This window comes from Sphingobacteriales bacterium, assembly GCA_016700115.1.
GTDB lineage: Bacteria > Bacteroidota > Bacteroidia > Chitinophagales > UBA2359 > UBA2359.
Map to the genome: position 1 here is coordinate 249,029 of CP064999.1, position 16,445 is coordinate 265,473.

The 16,445-nt window shown below is 42.5% G+C and carries 12 protein-coding genes; 2 read left to right on the plus strand and 10 right to left on the minus strand.

What is annotated here, in order from left to right:
• Positions 1-704: 704 nt before the first annotated feature.
• Positions 705-4,433 carry a proprotein convertase P-domain-containing protein gene (locus IPM47_00985; protein ID QQS29555.1) on the minus strand — a complete coding sequence of 1,243 codons (3,729 nt, stop codon included), beginning with the start codon at positions 4,431-4,433 and terminating at the stop codon, positions 705-707.
• 242 nt (positions 4,434-4,675) lie between these two features.
• On the opposite strand from IPM47_00985, the gene IPM47_00990 reads away from it, so the two are divergent.
• Both IPM47_00990 and IPM47_00995 read left to right on the plus strand, forming a co-directional pair.
• A complete protein-coding gene (locus IPM47_00990) occupies positions 4,676-5,584 on the plus strand; it encodes a transposase (GenBank protein QQS29556.1) in 909 nt (302 codons plus the stop codon).
• Complete coding sequence (locus IPM47_00995; protein ID QQS29557.1) at positions 5,553-6,125, plus strand: hypothetical protein; 573 nt, start codon at positions 5,553-5,555, stop codon at positions 6,123-6,125. Before IPM47_00990 ends, IPM47_00995 begins: the two co-directional genes overlap by 32 nt.
• 126 nt (positions 6,126-6,251) lie before the next feature.
• Here IPM47_00995 and truA read toward each other — a convergent pair whose 3' ends face one another.
• From truA to IPM47_01040, 9 genes are all read right to left on the minus strand, one after another.
• The gene (gene truA, locus IPM47_01000) at positions 6,252-7,010 is read right to left on the minus strand and encodes a tRNA pseudouridine(38-40) synthase TruA (protein QQS29558.1); all 759 of its coding nucleotides are present in this window, start codon (positions 7,008-7,010) and stop codon (positions 6,252-6,254) included.
• A gap of 44 nt (positions 7,011-7,054) precedes the next feature.
• On the minus strand, positions 7,055-7,939 hold the full coding sequence (locus tag IPM47_01005) for an NAD kinase (protein QQS29559.1): 885 nt from the start codon (positions 7,937-7,939) through the stop codon (positions 7,055-7,057).
• A 113-nt stretch (positions 7,940-8,052) separates the two neighbouring features.
• A complete protein-coding gene (locus IPM47_01010; GenBank protein QQS29560.1) occupies positions 8,053-8,460 on the minus strand; it encodes a DUF4332 domain-containing protein in 408 nt (135 codons plus the stop codon).
• 177 nt (positions 8,461-8,637) lie between these two features.
• A complete protein-coding gene (locus tag IPM47_01015; GenBank protein QQS29561.1) occupies positions 8,638-10,401 on the minus strand; it encodes a redoxin domain-containing protein in 1,764 nt (587 codons plus the stop codon).
• Positions 10,402-10,496: 95 nt separating this feature from the next.
• Positions 10,497-12,053: a CapA family protein gene (locus IPM47_01020; GenBank protein QQS29562.1), complete on the minus strand. Its 1,557-nt coding sequence runs from the start codon at positions 12,051-12,053 to the stop codon at positions 10,497-10,499.
• A gap of 199 nt (positions 12,054-12,252) precedes the next feature.
• The gene (locus IPM47_01025) at positions 12,253-12,708 is read right to left on the minus strand and encodes a V-type ATP synthase subunit K (GenBank protein ID QQS29563.1); all 456 of its coding nucleotides are present in this window, start codon (positions 12,706-12,708) and stop codon (positions 12,253-12,255) included.
• Positions 12,709-12,721: 13 nt separating this feature from the next.
• The gene (locus IPM47_01030; GenBank protein QQS29564.1) at positions 12,722-14,527 is read right to left on the minus strand and encodes a hypothetical protein; all 1,806 of its coding nucleotides are present in this window, start codon (positions 14,525-14,527) and stop codon (positions 12,722-12,724) included.
• A gap of 6 nt (positions 14,528-14,533) precedes the next feature.
• The gene (locus IPM47_01035; protein ID QQS29565.1) at positions 14,534-15,124 is read right to left on the minus strand and encodes a V-type ATP synthase subunit D; all 591 of its coding nucleotides are present in this window, start codon (positions 15,122-15,124) and stop codon (positions 14,534-14,536) included.
• Positions 15,099-16,445 carry a V-type ATP synthase subunit B gene (locus IPM47_01040; GenBank protein ID QQS29566.1) on the minus strand — a complete coding sequence of 449 codons (1,347 nt, stop codon included), beginning with the start codon at positions 16,443-16,445 and terminating at the stop codon, positions 15,099-15,101. Before IPM47_01040 ends, IPM47_01035 begins: the two co-directional genes overlap by 26 nt.

Here is a 16,445-nt window from a genome sequence, read left to right on the forward strand (position 1 = left end):
GTGGGTAATTGGTGGTTTCCTTTTGATTTTAACATTCAGGATGATTATATAAATCTATCTCTCTTGAAAGTCTGTAGTTCGGGTTTATTTGGTTTTTTTACAAGTTTTAATCCTATTATTAGCCTTCCTGAAAGTTTTCTATGGAATAAAGATAATAATTTACTTTGCAAATGTAGGAATCTATTCATAAAAATTGCTTTTGCTGGCAATAAAAAAAATTTTTTCACTTCGTTTTTCAAATATTTAACATTGTCATACCAATTACAACACTGACTTTTCTTTTGTTGTTTGCCCGACTGATATTGTTTGAAATTATCAGCAGGATTTTGATTGGCGTGAATTTATGTGATGTTTAGTTTGCAGTTCATCTGTCCTTTTAAATTTACAAAATTGTAAAACTTGAAAAAGAACTTCCATAACCTGAACACCTGAACCGGTATAAGGCAACTTCCTCACATCTCCCGGCGAACCTGAAGCATGACTACCTTTGATATTGGAATTAAATTTTCAAAGAAAAAAAGGGATGATAAGACACAATATAGTCTGTTTACTTCGGCTTTTGCGATGTCAAACATAATTTGAAAAAAAGCTCAAAGAGAAATAGTATCAAAGCTATAAGGTTTTTAATAAACGTACATTTAAACAAAAATAGGCTGCCCGACAATTCGGACAGCCTATTTCAGATTTTAAATCAACGCTGAAGGCTAATATCTGATTTGGTTGATTCCTATATGGCTTGAATTTAACTGGTAAAGATTGAAATCAGCAGTATTGACATGTCTGTCTAAATTGCCGTCGGAATCTCTGTATTGATTTGTAGAGGGATTTTGCGAGAAGAAAACATTAAAATCGGCATAATTGATGATGCCATTTCCGTCAAAATCACCGGCAAAACAAGCGGCCACATTGTTGCTCATCAGTTTTTGTTGATTGTTGCCATAGGTGGTAGCAACTTTGGTCGTAAAATCATAAGAAACCTGATGGTTATAGAGAGTAACCGGTAAGACACTCATAATATCGGCATGATTGCGATGTCTCAACACAAAATAATAGGCTGTTCCATTGGCCAAGGTGGTGAATTTAACCCCATTGACAGTGCCATCAATGTCAACCACATACCCGTTGCTGAGTAAAAATCCGGCCCGACGGGCGATCAAAGTGCTGGGATTTGCAGCACTCCGGGCTTCCACAATCACCCAGTCCACCACGTTTGCAGGGATTAAGGTAGGTGAAGCTACCGATTCGGTTCCGGTATAGTTCCACGGCACTTTGTTGTAGGGTTGATTTAAAGGGAGCAGGTTGGTTCCGGTTGACCGCAAATCGGTACTCATGACTCCGGTTGTAGTATTATAAGGCCCTTCCAAAAACGCCTTTAACTGCACAACCTGATAAGCAGTAGGCGGTGTTGCTGCTGAACATACCTCAACTCCCCAGGTTGCAAGCGAGCCGCCGTCTTCGGGATAAACATCATTTATGGTGAGTACCCAGGTTCCATTTGCACTTTGTCCGTCAAAATCAGCCAAACTTCCCTGAGGCTGATAGGTTCCTCCTCCCGTTGGCGGGCAGGGGTAATTGGATGATGCGGCCTCATCGTCTAAGTTCAGGTTAAAATTGTTCTGACTTCCGCAAATCTGGCTAAACAGTAAAACTGTGGTGTTGGCCGGGCTGCGAAGGTTGAAAACTAAATCGTTGATATAAGTATGAGTACCGGTCAATGTTTTCACGTTTAAGTCACTGATGATCCCGGCACCTGCTATGGTAAGGTTAGATGTAACAGTCGGTGTACTGGTACTCGAAATGGATTTCGGCACATCTGTACTGTTATAGGTTGTGCAGGATGAGGTAATGGTTGTAAAATTATAGATTGGCGAAAAAGCACCGTTAGCACAACCATTTTCACCCCGCACCCGCCAATAGTAAGTAGTGGAAGTGGACAATAACCCTGCCGGAACAGAATAGGTATTGGTCGTCAGGTTTGTTTGAGAGGATAAGACTGGGGCAAAACCAATATTATTGGCAATTTCGAGCGTATAGGTACTGGCATTTGCAATGGGCAGCCATGCTAAAACGGGGGTAGTGGAAACACTGGTTCCTCCAAAAACAGGAGAAACAGGTATCGCAGCTTCCGGAGTGCCCGAAGATACGGCAAAAACGACGCTTGCGGTTTGGGTAATTGAAGCACCTGTTGCTGTAATGGTAACATTATATACTCCTTGCTGAACAGATCCTGTATTTGCAATGGTCAGGGTATTACTGCCCGTGGGAATAACTGTGGGTGGCGAAAAAGTAGCCAAACCTCCTATGGGCACACCGGCGACACTAAAAGAAACAGGGTTGCTAAATCCTGAAAAAGCCGTTAAATTGATAGTATAAGTGGCCAGTGCCGGAGCACAAACCGACTGAATGGAGGGATTAACAGCCATGGTAAATGTAGGGACAGCCGGTTGCGTTACGCTGAAATTGGCATTTGAAATATCGAAAAAGATATTTCCCGAACCTTTTACCTGTACTCTTGCCGTAGTTGTTGAGGTAATAATCGGTACATTAACTGTAGCAGAACCATTATTGGGCACAGCGGTTGCCAAAGTATAGGGATAGGTGTACCCCCCGTCAACCGATAGCAAAATATCCACATTGGCACAACTGATGGGAGAGCCGGTAGTTCCGGCAACATTCCAGGTTACGGAGGCTGTGCTGCCTGCTGTCCAGGTTATTCCTGCCGTATTGGGTGCTGTTACCTGAAATGGTCCTGTAGATGCTATGGCTGCAACGGTGGTATTGGCAGTAGCAATTCTGCCTCCTCCGGCGCGGTTATCCCTGACTGTCAGTCTGAAATTAAGTGTTCGGGCATAAGTAGGCAATATTTCTCCGATGGTTGAATTGTTGTTGACAATATTTGACCATTTTGGAAATACCCGGGTAGGGTTTGTGGTAGGATCGAAAGAACGGAAAATCGGTGCATCTCCGGAAGGGGAAGCCGGAGCACCCGCTGCGCCAAGATTATACTGTTCCCAGCAATAGGTAATGGCATCACCGTTGGGGTCGCTTCCTGAGCCTGTCAGGGCAAAAGGGGTATTCAGGGGAATATTATAACTTGCTCCGGCATTGGCTGTGGGGTTCAGATTACCAGTATTGGTTTTGGCCGGGCAGTTGTTTCCATTGCCGGTTGTTACATAAGCAATAATTTCCTGAAGGCTTCGGGCATGAAAATAATCATCGCTGTTGTTTTGCAAATCCTGACTTCCACAGATACCGGCATACCCCATAATAGTACTTCCGCTACCGGGTTCATAAGCGCTGTTTGCCGAGCGGTTGCCGCTGCATGAACCGGCGTTTCCGTTAAATGTGTGATTTGCACCAAACTGGTGTCCCATTTCATGAGCAAGGTAGTCAATATCGAATGGGTCACCAACAGGTGTTGATGTTCCTGTTACTCCTCTTGCTTTACTTCCGGTAACACAGGGAACACCCAATTGAGCCACCCCTCCTGCACCGGTGCTGACAGTATGACCCACATCATAATTTGCATTTCCAATGACTGCATCTATATTTGACTGACTTTGACTTAATAATTGACCGGCATTGTTGTTTGAATAAGGGTCGGTCGAGCCGTTGGTATAAACAATCAGGTTGTTGTTGGCAATTAAGGTCATGCGTACAGCCACATCTCGTTCATAAACGCCGTTAACGCGGTTCATAGAAGTAGTGATTGCCGCCAAACCAAGGGCAACAGTTCCGCCGTGAAATTGTGTATATTCTCCGGTAGCGGAAACAGCAGTTCGATAAGTGCGAAGTTGTCCGTCTGATTCGCGGTAATCTCCAATTGGCAGGTCAATATCGGGTACTACTTCGTGACCTCTTTCTTTATGTACATTGTCGGGAACTAAGCAAACCCAGTTTTCACTTTCGGGTTTGACATAATTTTTTGTATAGTAAGAAATGTAGTGTGAAACATCATTCCGGCTGAAAGGGTCAATAAACACCCTACCGTTGACAGAAGACAATACCTGTGCGTGAAATCCAAAAGGAGTAATATCGAGGCGAATTGTCGCAGTAGGATCATCAATGCCCTGCCCTGCCCAGGTTTTTACATCCGGTATCTGTGCTGCAAGTCCATCTTCCATGATGGGCGAAAGTACCACTGCAAATCGCTCAAAAGTGCCATTCGGCATTGGTAGCAGCAAGATGACCGGATTGGTATTTGCCAAACGGGTAAATTCCATCGGGGCACGGCTTAATAAATCTCTCATACCCGGCAAATCGAGTTCAAGTGTGCGGTAAATGCTGGGAATAATATATCGTTCGCCCATTACCGTGATAGAACTTTCCGGCTTGTCGGTCCACAAAATCCGGTTTGGCTGCGATTTTGCAGTTTGCAGAAAAAGTAATCCTGACAAAGCAAGCAGTAATGCCCTGGCAATATGAATTCTCATTGTAAAAAAAATTTGATGTTGATGGGTAAATGGTGGAAGTTACAGATTAGGAGCCTTAAAGATAAGCAGTTTTGGTTTTTTGACCGATATATTGACCTGAAAAGTGTTAAATTCCCCTATTATTTTACTTAAAAATGAAGTTTAAACCCTAACTCTTAAAATTTTTACGGAATAGGCTTAAAAGTTCTTTGTTTTATGGGGTTTTCGTCGTTTCTTTGTATTACGTAAGATACGTAATACTTATGAAACACAACTATCCCGATTGGGTCATCTCGCATCGCAAGCCCGGAACAGAGCTTAGGTTTATCAATGGTCATTACTACCTATATGCAGTAAGTTCTTTTTATGACCCTGTGCGTAAAAAAGGGCGCAAGAAAACCGGTGTCTTGTTAGGCAAAATCACCGAAAATAACGGCTTTGTCGCCTCACGAGCAGCCAAAGTGGAAACAATTGCTGCCAAAGGAATTGACTTTAGCAAGATTGCCATTAAGGAATGTGGGTTTACCAACTTCTTAGAGGTCTATGGAAAGGAAATTGAGCAAAAACTTAAGGAGTTTTTCCCCAAACACCACAAACTGATTATTTACATGGCTTATGCCCGTTTTGTACACAACAGCCCCATCAACCGAATGCCGTTGCTGATAAGTAAATCCATGTTAAGTGTGGGCGAGAAAGAAAAAATATACCCCCAAAAGTTAAGCACGACACTCGCCGAGATTGGACAGGACAGGGCAACCTGTGTGGCATATATGCAGAGTTTCATCAAAGCAGGCGAACATTTGCTGATTGATATGACCAATATGTTCAACAGTTCTACCACCATGTACTATACCAAGCAAGGCTACAACAGCGAAATGGTATTTGATGCGCAAGTGAATCTGATGTATATTTATTCTCCTTCAAGCCACCAACCACTGTTTTACAAAATCCTTAGTGGCAACAGTCGGGAAGTGGTCGGATTTAAGAACACCCTGCTTGAAAGTGGGCTCAAAGACGCGATCATTATAGCCGACAAGGGGTTTTTCAGCAAAGCCAACATGGATTTATTAGACCAAAATGGACTGCACTACATCCTACCACTTAAACGCGACAACACCTTGATTGACTATTCCAAACTTAGTGAGGTCGTCCAACGATTACTTCAAGTATGAAGACCGGATCATTTGGACTAACGAATATGAGAAAGATGGATTCAGGGTAAGACTGTTCAAAGACGACCGCCTAAAAACACAGGAGCAAAAAGACTATCTCCAACGCATAGATGCCAACACAGATGGCTATACAAGAGAAAAATTCAATGACCGACTACCACGCTTTGGCACTTTTGCCCTACTCTCCAACCTTAAAGACATATCACCACCACAATTGTATGCCAAATACAAAAGCAGAAACGCCATAGAGGTCATGTTTGACGGTGTGAAAACGGTACTCAAAGCCGACGTGAGTTTTATGCAAAATGAAGATACCCTCAATGGATGGATGTTTGTTAATCATATTGCCTTACAATGGTACTACATCATCTATGCACTACTCGTAGAACATGAGTTATTGTCAAAGTATTCGGTCGCCCATTTCGTTACAGAACTCAAAGAGCATCGCAAAGTCTTTTTAGGAGATAATTGGGTGGAGGAACCAATTCTAAAGCAAACTAAAAAAATGCTAACCAAACTTAATATGTATTCCGTAAAATAAAATGAGAGTTAGGGGTTAAACAACAAGTAATTCGTAGAAATGCGAAATCAGGAATATTTGAAGGGTTTGAAAAGCGCTAAACTTCGTGTATAAAACTTACGCCACACACATGTTTAACGAAATGTCTTAAATATAAGGATACCGCACTTCGGTCAAAAACAGCCCTTGAGGAGGAACAGAGATATTCATTTTGGGGAACTGCTTTTTGCGTTGATTCATGACCTCTTCAAATTCTTCGAAAGTAATTTTTTCTTTTCCCATAAACAGCAAACAACCGACTATGCGTCTGACCATTCCGCGCAGAAAACGGTTTGCAGCAATATGAAACCGCAATGTCCGGTTTGCTTCATCAATTACCAGTTCAGCTTTAAATACGTTGCAAATAGTGGTTTTAGAGCCTGCCCCGCTTTTGCAAAACATCCTGAAATCGGTATATTGCGGCAAGAGGTCAACGGCCTTTTGCATCACTTCGAGGTTTAAAGGATTCCAAGGAAAAAAGAAACTATACTCAGTCAAAAAAGGATTTTTGTCGAAATGGATATGATAGTCATAGGCGCGGTAAGTTGCATCAAAACGTGCATGTGCATCCTGCGGCACTTCTGTAATCAGTCTTTTTACCGCAATATCGGCAGGCAGCAGTCTGTTAAGCCGCCCAACCAAATCTTCGGGCAAAGGCTGAACTGTGTCCACATGAAGGTAAAATTGTCGGGCATGAACTCCGGTATCGGTTCTTCCGCATCCCAACACGGTAACGGAATCGCGCAGCAACAAATTCAAGGCAAGAATCATTTGCGCCTGCACGCTCATACCATTTGGTTGGATTTGCCAGCCTACATAATTTTTGCCGTGATAAGCAATTTCAAGAAAAAAACGGCGGGGTGTCATACCGGATATGCAGATTATTAAACAACTATCTGAATTATAAAAAATTAATTTCTAGAATCAACCCCCCACATCAGCTTGTTGCGAAGGGTAGAAAAAAAATCGTTCCCTGATAAACGCAGCAAAGAAATTTCAAATTTCTCTTTACTGACCTCAAGGTGGATATTGTGATTAATGGATTCACTTCGCGAGTCCAATGTGCACAAAAAAGTATCGCTTCTGCCCTCAATTTTAAAGGAAATGGTTTTATGGTCAGGTATCACGATCGGGCGAACGTTAAGGTTGTGCGGAGCAACCGGAGTAATTACAAAGTTTTGAGAATTGGGATAAACAATCGGCCCTCCGCAACTGAGCGAATAAGCAGTGGATCCGGTTGGTGTGGCTACTATAACCCCGTCTGCCCAATAGGAATTTAAAAAACGGCCATCAACAAATGTATGAACCGTAATCATGGCCGACGAATCGAGCTTGTGAACGGTAAATTCGTTGAGTGCGTAAGGGGCATCGGCAAACAGCTCAGGGTCGTTGGTTTTGAGTTTTATCACCGAGCGGTTGTCTAACTCATACTGTTTGTTTTTTAACAGCATCAGCAAATCGGTGGTAAATTCATCTTTGTTGATATCGGTCAGAAAACCCAACCTGCCGGAATTGATACCCAACACCGGAATTTTTGAATCTTTGACCAACATGATGGTATTCAACAGGGTTCCGTCCCCACCGATACTGAACAGATAGTCAGCTTTTCCGGCAAGGGTTTCGTAGGTCGAAAATGTGTCGGGTTGGGAGGCAAAAACTACTTGTCCTCCCAGATCTTTAAACAGTCCTTCGTACAACAGGTATTGAATCTGATGCGCTTCTAAAGTTAAAAGCATTGATTGAACAAAAGCAAGGTCTTCGGTTTTTAATTGGCGGCTATATAACGCAATACGCATGTTATATCGAACATTTAGGGAAGATTAACAAAGGAGCTAAAATTAAAAAATCGCATAGAGAAATTGGATGCCAACAACTCTATGCGATTTTATTGTGATTTAGTGAACTGCTTTTAATAGGTTACCACCGGTGGTAATGCTTTAGCTTGTTCGATAAAACTTTCAACCTGACTTAATGCCGGTACCTGACGTACTAATTTTTTTTCGTTGTTTACCTCAATCATTTTAGCATGAAGATTGGCAGCATTGCGGTTGCGAAGTTCCTTCACGGTATCAACACCTGCGGCTTCCAACAATTCGGAATATTGGCTTGAAATACCTTTAATACGGAACAAATCGGCATGGTTAACAAAAGTCAAAATTTTAGTGTGGCTGATACCTGTAGCCTCTTCCAGTTCTTTTCTTCCTTTTGGGGTCGCACCTCGTTCGAGCAAATGCTCTACTGTTTTTACTCCTGCTGCTTCTAATTTTTCGGAAAGAACAGGGCCGATGCCTTCAATTTCAGAAATTTTGTACGCCATAGTAATTGGGTTTTGTGATGAATAAAAAGATAAAGATTTTTGCGACAAATGTAATTAAGTTTGTTTTGTTTTCCAAACTCCTTATCATCCGACAATTAAAAAAGAACTCTCAGTAAAACTATAACATCAAACAAACCAATCATCATTGGATTCAAAGTACGTCTCTCGGCGTTATACTTATTTCGCAAAGAGCCTTTTCAGTTCAGAGTCCAATTGTTCGTAGGTTAGGTTTTCGGCAATCACCACCCCTTTTTCGTCTAATATAAACAAGGCCGGCAGATACTCTACCTCATATTTGGCAAGCAGGTCGGAATCTGTTCCTTTAATATCAATGACCTGATTGTTCCAACTCAGTTTGTCGGCTTCGATAGCATCGGTCCAACGCTCCGTATTTTTGTCAAACGCAACGCTGTAAATGTCGAAGTTTTCGGATTTATATTGCTGATAGATTTTGTTCAGGTCTTCGTGATTTTCTCTTGCCGGTCCACTCCAGGTTGCCCATAGATACAACAATACCACCTTGCCTTTGAGCGAAGATAAAGTTGGCGTGCTTTTGTCAGGTTTCGGAAGTTTAATGTCAGGAGCCGGACGGTTGAGCATGGTTTTTTTGAGCGGTGAAAAATCGAACGAGCGCATAAAGGCCATATCGCTTACCGGCTCTTCCATCAACAGGGGTTTAAAAGTATCTCCATATTGCGTGTTAGCAAAAGTTACTAAAGATTCCATCTCTTCGCGGGTAACTATAAATCCGCCAAACCCTTTTGTTTTAACATTTTGCAGTGCTTTTTCGGCTTCAGATTGCTTTTCATATTTTCCAAGCAAAACACGCGTCAACCCGCCGTTTGCCGCTTCTGTATCAATCGCTCCTATATCCGAAATGGCCGCAAAGTTTTTGGGGTCATAAAATCTGAAAACACCTAATTGAATTTTATAAAACTTGCGAAGGACGTTAGATGTTACGGTTCCAGTAGTTGTGGTTGCCGGAGGTGGCTTGGTTTCGGTGCCGGCAGGAGGGGTCGTAGTAGCTGTCGTATTATTGGTGTCGTTTGATGCCGCATTTCCACTAACTTGCTCCTTGCGAACAAAAGCATCTTTATATCCGCGTTTGCGCACTTCGGCTAACAAATCATTCGCCTTAACTTCGGTAAATGTTCCCAATAATATCCTTTGAAGCGTGTTGGTTGCCTTTTGGGCTTCTAAAGTACCTAAATCTTTGAGGTTACTGTATTTTGATAAATCTGGGCTTGGAGTAGCGCCTATCTGAATTTTATAGACTGTTTTGGTAGCCACTGAATTGGTATTCCCTGAACCATTACTGGCAGGAGGTGGCACCGGATTTGTTTCTACCGGAGGTTTAACAGGTGGTGTAACATCAACCACTACAGGGTCTTCTTTGGGCGGTACAGGGGTTGGTTGATTGGCTTTGGGATTCCTTTTGTTCAATTCCCGCTCAATCTGTTCGTAAGTGAGATTGATCCCAATAATTGTTCCTTTTTCGTCCAATAAAAAAGAGGCCGGTATGCTTTTAATGTCATAAACCATCCAATAATTGGAATAATAGGATTCTAAATCAATGACATGGTTGTTCCAGTCCAGATTGTTTTCTTTGATGCGGTTCATCCATTTAGCCTTGTCGCTGTCGAAGGCAACACTATAAATGGTAAACTTATTAGCTTTGTCAAAACTATAGCCCTTGAATTTGTTGTATAGTCGCACATATTCGGGGTTTTTAATCACATTACAGGCGACACACCAGGTGGACCAAAAACTGACCAGTACCAGATTCCCCTGCAATGACGACAGTTTAAGCGATTTGTCGTTCGTCGTTTTTAAATCTATTTCAGGGGCTTTTTCACCTATCGAAACTCTTGGAGGAGCCGATTGCAGGGGCATCAGTGCCAGAATGGCAAATACTATTGTTAAAAAAGTTCGATGTAACATTGCAATAATTGGTTTGATATCTTATGCAAGATAAAGCATTATTCAATAAAGCCAACTATTTATGTATTTATTTTACTAAAAAATGGCTTTCTACATCAATTTTTGCGTATTCCGTTTTGATAAACTGCTATAAATGCTTGTTCATATCCTTTTAACCTGACCTCGGTTAGGTGTTTTTGTGCGTCTTTTATGGTCGTAAATGTGCCGCTCAGATATCTGTACCAGCCCTGATCGTTTTTTTCTATACTTACTTGTGTAAACGGATGATTGTTCTGTTTATTGGTTCTGGCTGCCTGAAATTGTATTTTATACGTATTTCCCTTTACAGATTCCGGCTTGTCTTTTTTAAGTGTTTTGCTCACAGAAGGAGGAGGACTGACCATAGCCAAGGCAGTATTGACCGTTTTTGATGGACGTGCTGCCGGAATCTTTGAGATTTTCTGTGCCCGGTTTTCAAGGGCATAACATACCGCATCTTCCCAGTTGTTTCCAAAAATTTGTTCTGCACTGATTCTTTTTTCTGTGGCAATTCCTCCATCTAAAATGTTATAAGTATTGGCGATGGCGTTGGTAAGTTGAAGGGTAGCGGCAGGGGGCATTTGCATTACGTTGAGCGTGTCGCGGTAAAAAGCACCGGCCGGCAAGGCATAATAGGTGTTTTTCCATTGCTTATTGACCGTTTTTGATTCTAAATAGCGCCAAACCGGGATATAATTTAACTGAGACACCCCTATCCGGCAGGTCTGTTCATCGCGTACAATAACAGTTTCCAGCATTAACCCCATACTGGTATTGGTACTGATGGCATTGGATACCAGATTGCCCAATGAATAGGCAACAGGTACTTCTCTAATACTGCCATCTGCCCGTTTGGCTGTCAGCATCTTTACCGGCTGAACCGCATGAGGATGCGCTCCAATTACCAGATCTATTCCCATATCTGCTGCCTTCTGAGCCCACTCCCGTTGATAAGCGTTTTCTGTGTTTTTATATTCATCGCCCCAGTGAAAAAAGCCAATAATAAATTCAGCACCTGCGTTTTGTGCTGCGGCAATATCTGCAGCAATCTGTGCCCGGTCAATACGATCCACTATGCTGGGTGGTTTGGTGGATACTCCGTTGGTGTGAAAGGTATAGTTGAGCAGTGCCATTAAAATTCCGTTTTTTTCCATCAACAACGGACATCGGGCAGCACGGTCTTCTGCATCTTTGTAAGTGCCTGTCTGCATCATATCCAACGACCGGATGACCTCTATGGTATTGACAACCCCGTTCAAACCGGAATCGTTTGCATGGTTGTTTGCGGTTACCAACACATCAAACCCCACCTGTTTTAAGGCTTCTGCAAGACTGTTAGGACTTCTAAACATCGGAAAACCGGTATAAGGCGGACCTCCGGGCAGGGTAACTTCCAAATTGGCAACAGCTATATCTGCCGATTCAACCACCGGCCTGATATATTGAAAACAGGGATAGTAGTTATAACTATCGGTGGCAGAATCATAAGCCGCATTGATCTGGGGTTTGTTTCCCATCACATCACCGGCAAACAACAACCGCACTTCGTCGGGTGAAGCAACCATTGTTTTACCCAAATACAGGTAAACAAACACAAAACAAGCGATTGTCCATGATAACTTCCGGTCATTCATACAGACGGGATTAACTTTTTCAGAGTCCTTCTTATTATTATTGTATTTCTTTGAATCTTAAAGCTGACAGAAGGCTTACTGGCAAAGGTAATAACTTTTGTTAATTAGTCAAACTTTTTAAAGCAAAACCAGGATTACCCGCTCATTTACCGGAAATGTTAGAGTAACCATGCCGGCATTTTGCAATAAAATTAAACCATTACAACCCTGCACTGATGAGGAATGTAGCCGCAAACGCAATAATGGCGAACAATTCGGGAAATACAGCCAGCACCATGGTTTTGCCAAATACATCGTAGCCCGATGCGATACCTTCTATACCTTGCGCCACTACCTCACCCTGTTTAACAGCAGAGTAATACCCTACCAACCCCAACGCCAAACCTGCCGCCAACACAGACGCTCCCTGAAAGGGGGTTATGGCAGTAAGGGTTTGGAGTTTGCTGTTTAAAATAAAAAAACCGGCAAACCCGTATAAACCCTGAGAACCGGGTAATGCACTCAGTAACATATAAGTACCAAATGCCTCGGGTTTCTTTTTAAGCGCACCAATGGTGGTTTTACCGGCAATAGAAACACCAATAGCACTGCCTGAACCCGATAACCCTATCATTAAACCAATGCCTGTATAGGCTGCTATTAATTCTGCTATCATGATGTATGATTTTCTAAAATATTGAGTTGTGATTGTTTTTAATCCTGAATGCGCGGTATTCCTGACCGCCGCCGGTAAAACCGGCATTTTTGTAAAATTCTACAAAAGTAAGCCTGATGGGGTGAACAAAAGAACTGAGTGTTGAAATACCAAAATTAAGCCCGTGCCCCAGCAATAAAATGACTAAAAAAGCCAGTTCGCCTAATATAGGAGGTAATGAAAGCGCACTAAGAGCTATGGTGTTTACCACAAAACCCAGTGTTGCCGAAGATAAACCCAATGCAAAGAGGCGCACGTAAGACAATACATCGCCAAACAGGCCGGTTATGCCGTATAAATCCCATAGGCCAAGACCAATGCGTTTAATAAAACCTGCCTGTGGGTTGCTAAATATTAGGATGCAAAACAGACCAATGCCTATAAGCGTATAAGCGGGAACGGCAAATTGAGTAAACTGATACAATAAGCCCCCGGCAATCCCAAAAATCCAGCCAAGCGGCGACATACCGTATTGCCAGCCATTCTGTTTCAGGTTATTTACTACCCTGAGTGCCATGCCAAACACTATTTGCACCAGTCCGATAATGAGCGAAACATTAAACAAGCTGTTCATGCTGATAAAATACCCTTTTACATCCTTTAACAACCCGATGTTGGCTTTGCTCAAATCAATACCTGCAACCGTTCCGGTAATTAACCCAAAAACAATGGCCGATGTGCCCAAAAATTGCGCCAGGGTAAACATCGAACGCAGATGGGCATATTGTTTTTTTCTTTTAAGCAGGGTAACCGCTGTAAAAATAATCAATCCGTAAACTACATCGCCTAAACACATGCCAAAAAACAGCATAAAAAAGGGTGCAAAAAACGGAGTAAGGTCAATTTCGGTATAGGCCGGCAATGAAAACAAGTTTACCACCGGGTGAAAAAGGGAGCTAAAGCGGTCGTTTTCAAGCAATATGGGCACGTTGTCGTTTTTACCCGGCTTTTGTTCTACCCAAATGGTTTCTGTTTTATTAAGGAAATTGAGCAATTCCTCCCTGTTTTTTTTCGGTGCCCAAACTTGTAACAGCATCATCTTGCCGCTAACTTCGGGTTGTGTGTTATGCAGAGCAATTTCGTGTTGCAGTTCGTTTTCCAACGTTTCGGCATATTGGTACAACAAGGAGCCATGCGCCGCAAGGTTATTAAAAGCTTCATTTAACTCATTAAAACCGATAGCAATCTCCTCTTGCTTGTGTCTTAGTAATTCTATGCTGATAAGTGGCAGGTGTATCAATTCTGCACCATGCAACGCGGGGGGTAGGTCCTGTTCTGAAATAAGCAGGAAATATACTTTTCCGTTTAGGTGGTTAATGGCTTCAATGGTGTATTGTTGTTGCCAAAGCGGGTTAAATTCCTGAAGCGTACAATTATAAAAATGAAAAAACACCCCCCTGTTTTGGAGCAACTGAATTAACTGTGCCGGTATTTTTCCCCATGGTTCAAGTAGAGCAATTTGGGCCGATACATCTTTTTTTTGCTTTTTCAGGTCGTTTTCCCGAGCTGTAAGGTTTTCAAATAATTGCAAGAGTTGGGAACCGCCCGAAAAAGGTGTTTCGCCGGTTGTGCCGGTTATCTGAGGTGGTGCTTTTTTAAGCAGAATATCCAGTGCTTCGTGAACTTTTTGGAGTTGCCGAACTATTTGTTCTGCCTGTGCAGAGAATTGGTTGCTCAGGGTTTCAATATGCACCACTCCTAAATTATGCAACTGTTTCAGAAACCGGGCATAATCGGCATGATAGACCAAAAAAGCATATTTTAACATGGGTGCAATCATAAGCAACTACCGGTTTTCTTTTTTCATTTTTATCAACTTTTGGGCTGCCTTTGCCAGGTGGTCTTCATCTTCAAGATAACGTTTTATTTTTCTTATTGCTTCTTCGTGTTCGGGAATTTGTACCCTTTCGTACAGGTGTAGTTTTTGAGTGGTTTTTTTGCGTTCAGCTTCCAGCAATTCTGTTTTAGTTTGGAGTAGCTGCAATTGTATTTGTTTTTCGGTTAAGTTTTTGAGCAGGGCAATCCCTTGCACAAACCAAAGGGGGCGGTTAAAAAATGCCACCGAAGCCACCTGAAATTCAGTATGGCTATATTGAGGAACCGCCACACCGGCAAACCTAAATATGTGGGTATGTACCTTTTTTACGGATAACAGACCGGGTTCCCACTCCTGCCATAAGGCTTCAAAGGAGGAATAGCTGTTGAGTTCTTTTTGGTATAGCTGCTGTAGTTCGATTAACTGATGGCGGAGCAATTTCACTTCGTTCCTGAGTGCGCTTTCTTTGGAACGAATGGTAGGCAGGGCAGCCAAACGCATTTTAAGCCCTTTTTCTACCTGTTGCAGCGATATTTTATTGTATTGAAACTGCAGGCTCATGATTATCTTTCCAGTATATGTTTACCAATTCATCTTTTATAGATACTTCTTCTATGGTAAAAAACTTCCCAAAAAGTTGCCAAACTGTATCTAAAATGGCATCAATGGGTAGGTTTACGTCTATTGACAGCAATTGAGTAACATACTCTTTTGCAAATTGTATGGCCCGAATGTCGTAATCGGTAAGGTCGAAGCCGTTTTCCATTTTTACGCGTGCTTCGGCGGCATCAGAATAGAGACGAATAGCGGCATTCATTACCTGCGGGTGATCCTGACGTGTTTTTTTGCCGATAACTAATTGTTTTAACCTCGATAAGCTGCGGAAGGGGTCAACTATTACTTTGCCGGATTCGGGGTCTTTGCGCAAAAATAACTGCCCTTCGGTAATATAGCCGGTATTATCGGGAATGGCGTGGGTTATATCGCCCTGGTTTAGGGTAGTAACAGCAATAATGGTGATAGAGCCGCCATCTTTAAACTGTACCGATTTTTCGTAAATTCTGGCTAAATCAGAGTATAATGATCCGGGCATACTGTCTTTGGAGGGTATTTGATCCATGCGGTTTGCCACTATTGCCAGTGCATCTGCAAATAAAGTCATGTCGGTAAGCAATACCAGCACGTTTTGTTTATAATTAACGGCAAAATACTCAGCAGCAGTAAGTGCAGAGTCGGGTATTAACAAGCGTTCTACAGGTGGGTCTTCGGAGGTATTGATAAAGGCAATGATTTTGTTAAGCGCTCCGGCTTTTCTGAATGTTTCTTTAAAATAAAGGTAGTCGTCGTGGGATAAACCCATACCGCCCAAAATAATTTTATCGGCATTGGCGCGCATGGCAACGGTTGCCATTACCTCGTTATAGGGTTGATCGGGATCGGCAAAGAAGGGTATTTTTTGCCCTGTTACCAGCGTATTATTGAGGTCTATGCCTGCAATGCCGGTAAATATAGGTGTGTTAGGCTGCTTTCTACGTACCGGATTTACCGAAGTAGTACCCGTTTCTGTTTCGATGCCTTCTATATCGGGTCCGCCATCAATAGGCTTGCCGTAGGCATTTAAGAACCTGCCTGTAAGTTTATCGCTAACCATTAAAGTCGGCGACTGCCCTAAAAACACCACTTCGGCAAAATTAGATATGCCTTCGGCACCGGCAAATACTTGCAGGGTTACTTCGGAACCTTTAATTTTCACGACTTGCGCCAGTCGCCCGTCAACCAATGCCAGTTCTTCGTAGCCTACTTCATTGGCCATCAGGGTGCAGGTGGCTTTGGTAATGTTTTCAATTTTGGTAATCCGTTTTAAAAATGGTTTCAGTTTCAT

Coding starts and splice junctions, on each gene's coding strand:
- IPM47_01025 (QQS29563.1), bottom strand. CDS start 12,708: ATGATAGCAGAATTAATAGCAGCCTATACAGGCATTGGTTTAATGATA.
- IPM47_01030 (QQS29564.1), bottom strand. CDS start 14,527: ATGATTGCACCCATGTTAAAATATGCTTTTTTGGTCTATCATGCCGAT.
- IPM47_00985 (QQS29555.1), bottom strand. CDS start 4,433: ATGAGAATTCATATTGCCAGGGCATTACTGCTTGCTTTGTCAGGATTA.
- IPM47_01005 (QQS29559.1), bottom strand. CDS start 7,939: ATGCGTATTGCGTTATATAGCCGCCAATTAAAAACCGAAGACCTTGCT.
- IPM47_01035 (QQS29565.1), bottom strand. CDS start 15,124: ATGAGCCTGCAGTTTCAATACAATAAAATATCGCTGCAACAGGTAGAA.
- IPM47_01040 (QQS29566.1), bottom strand. CDS start 16,445: ATGAAACTGAAACCATTTTTAAAACGGATTACCAAAATTGAAAACATT.
- IPM47_01010 (QQS29560.1), bottom strand. CDS start 8,460: ATGGCGTACAAAATTTCTGAAATTGAAGGCATCGGCCCTGTTCTTTCC.
- IPM47_01015 (QQS29561.1), bottom strand. CDS start 10,401: ATGTTACATCGAACTTTTTTAACAATAGTATTTGCCATTCTGGCACTG.
- truA (QQS29558.1), bottom strand. CDS start 7,010: ATGACACCCCGCCGTTTTTTTCTTGAAATTGCTTATCACGGCAAAAAT.
- IPM47_01020 (QQS29562.1), bottom strand. CDS start 12,053: ATGAATGACCGGAAGTTATCATGGACAATCGCTTGTTTTGTGTTTGTT.
- IPM47_00990 (QQS29556.1), top strand. CDS start 4,676: ATGAAACACAACTATCCCGATTGGGTCATCTCGCATCGCAAGCCCGGA.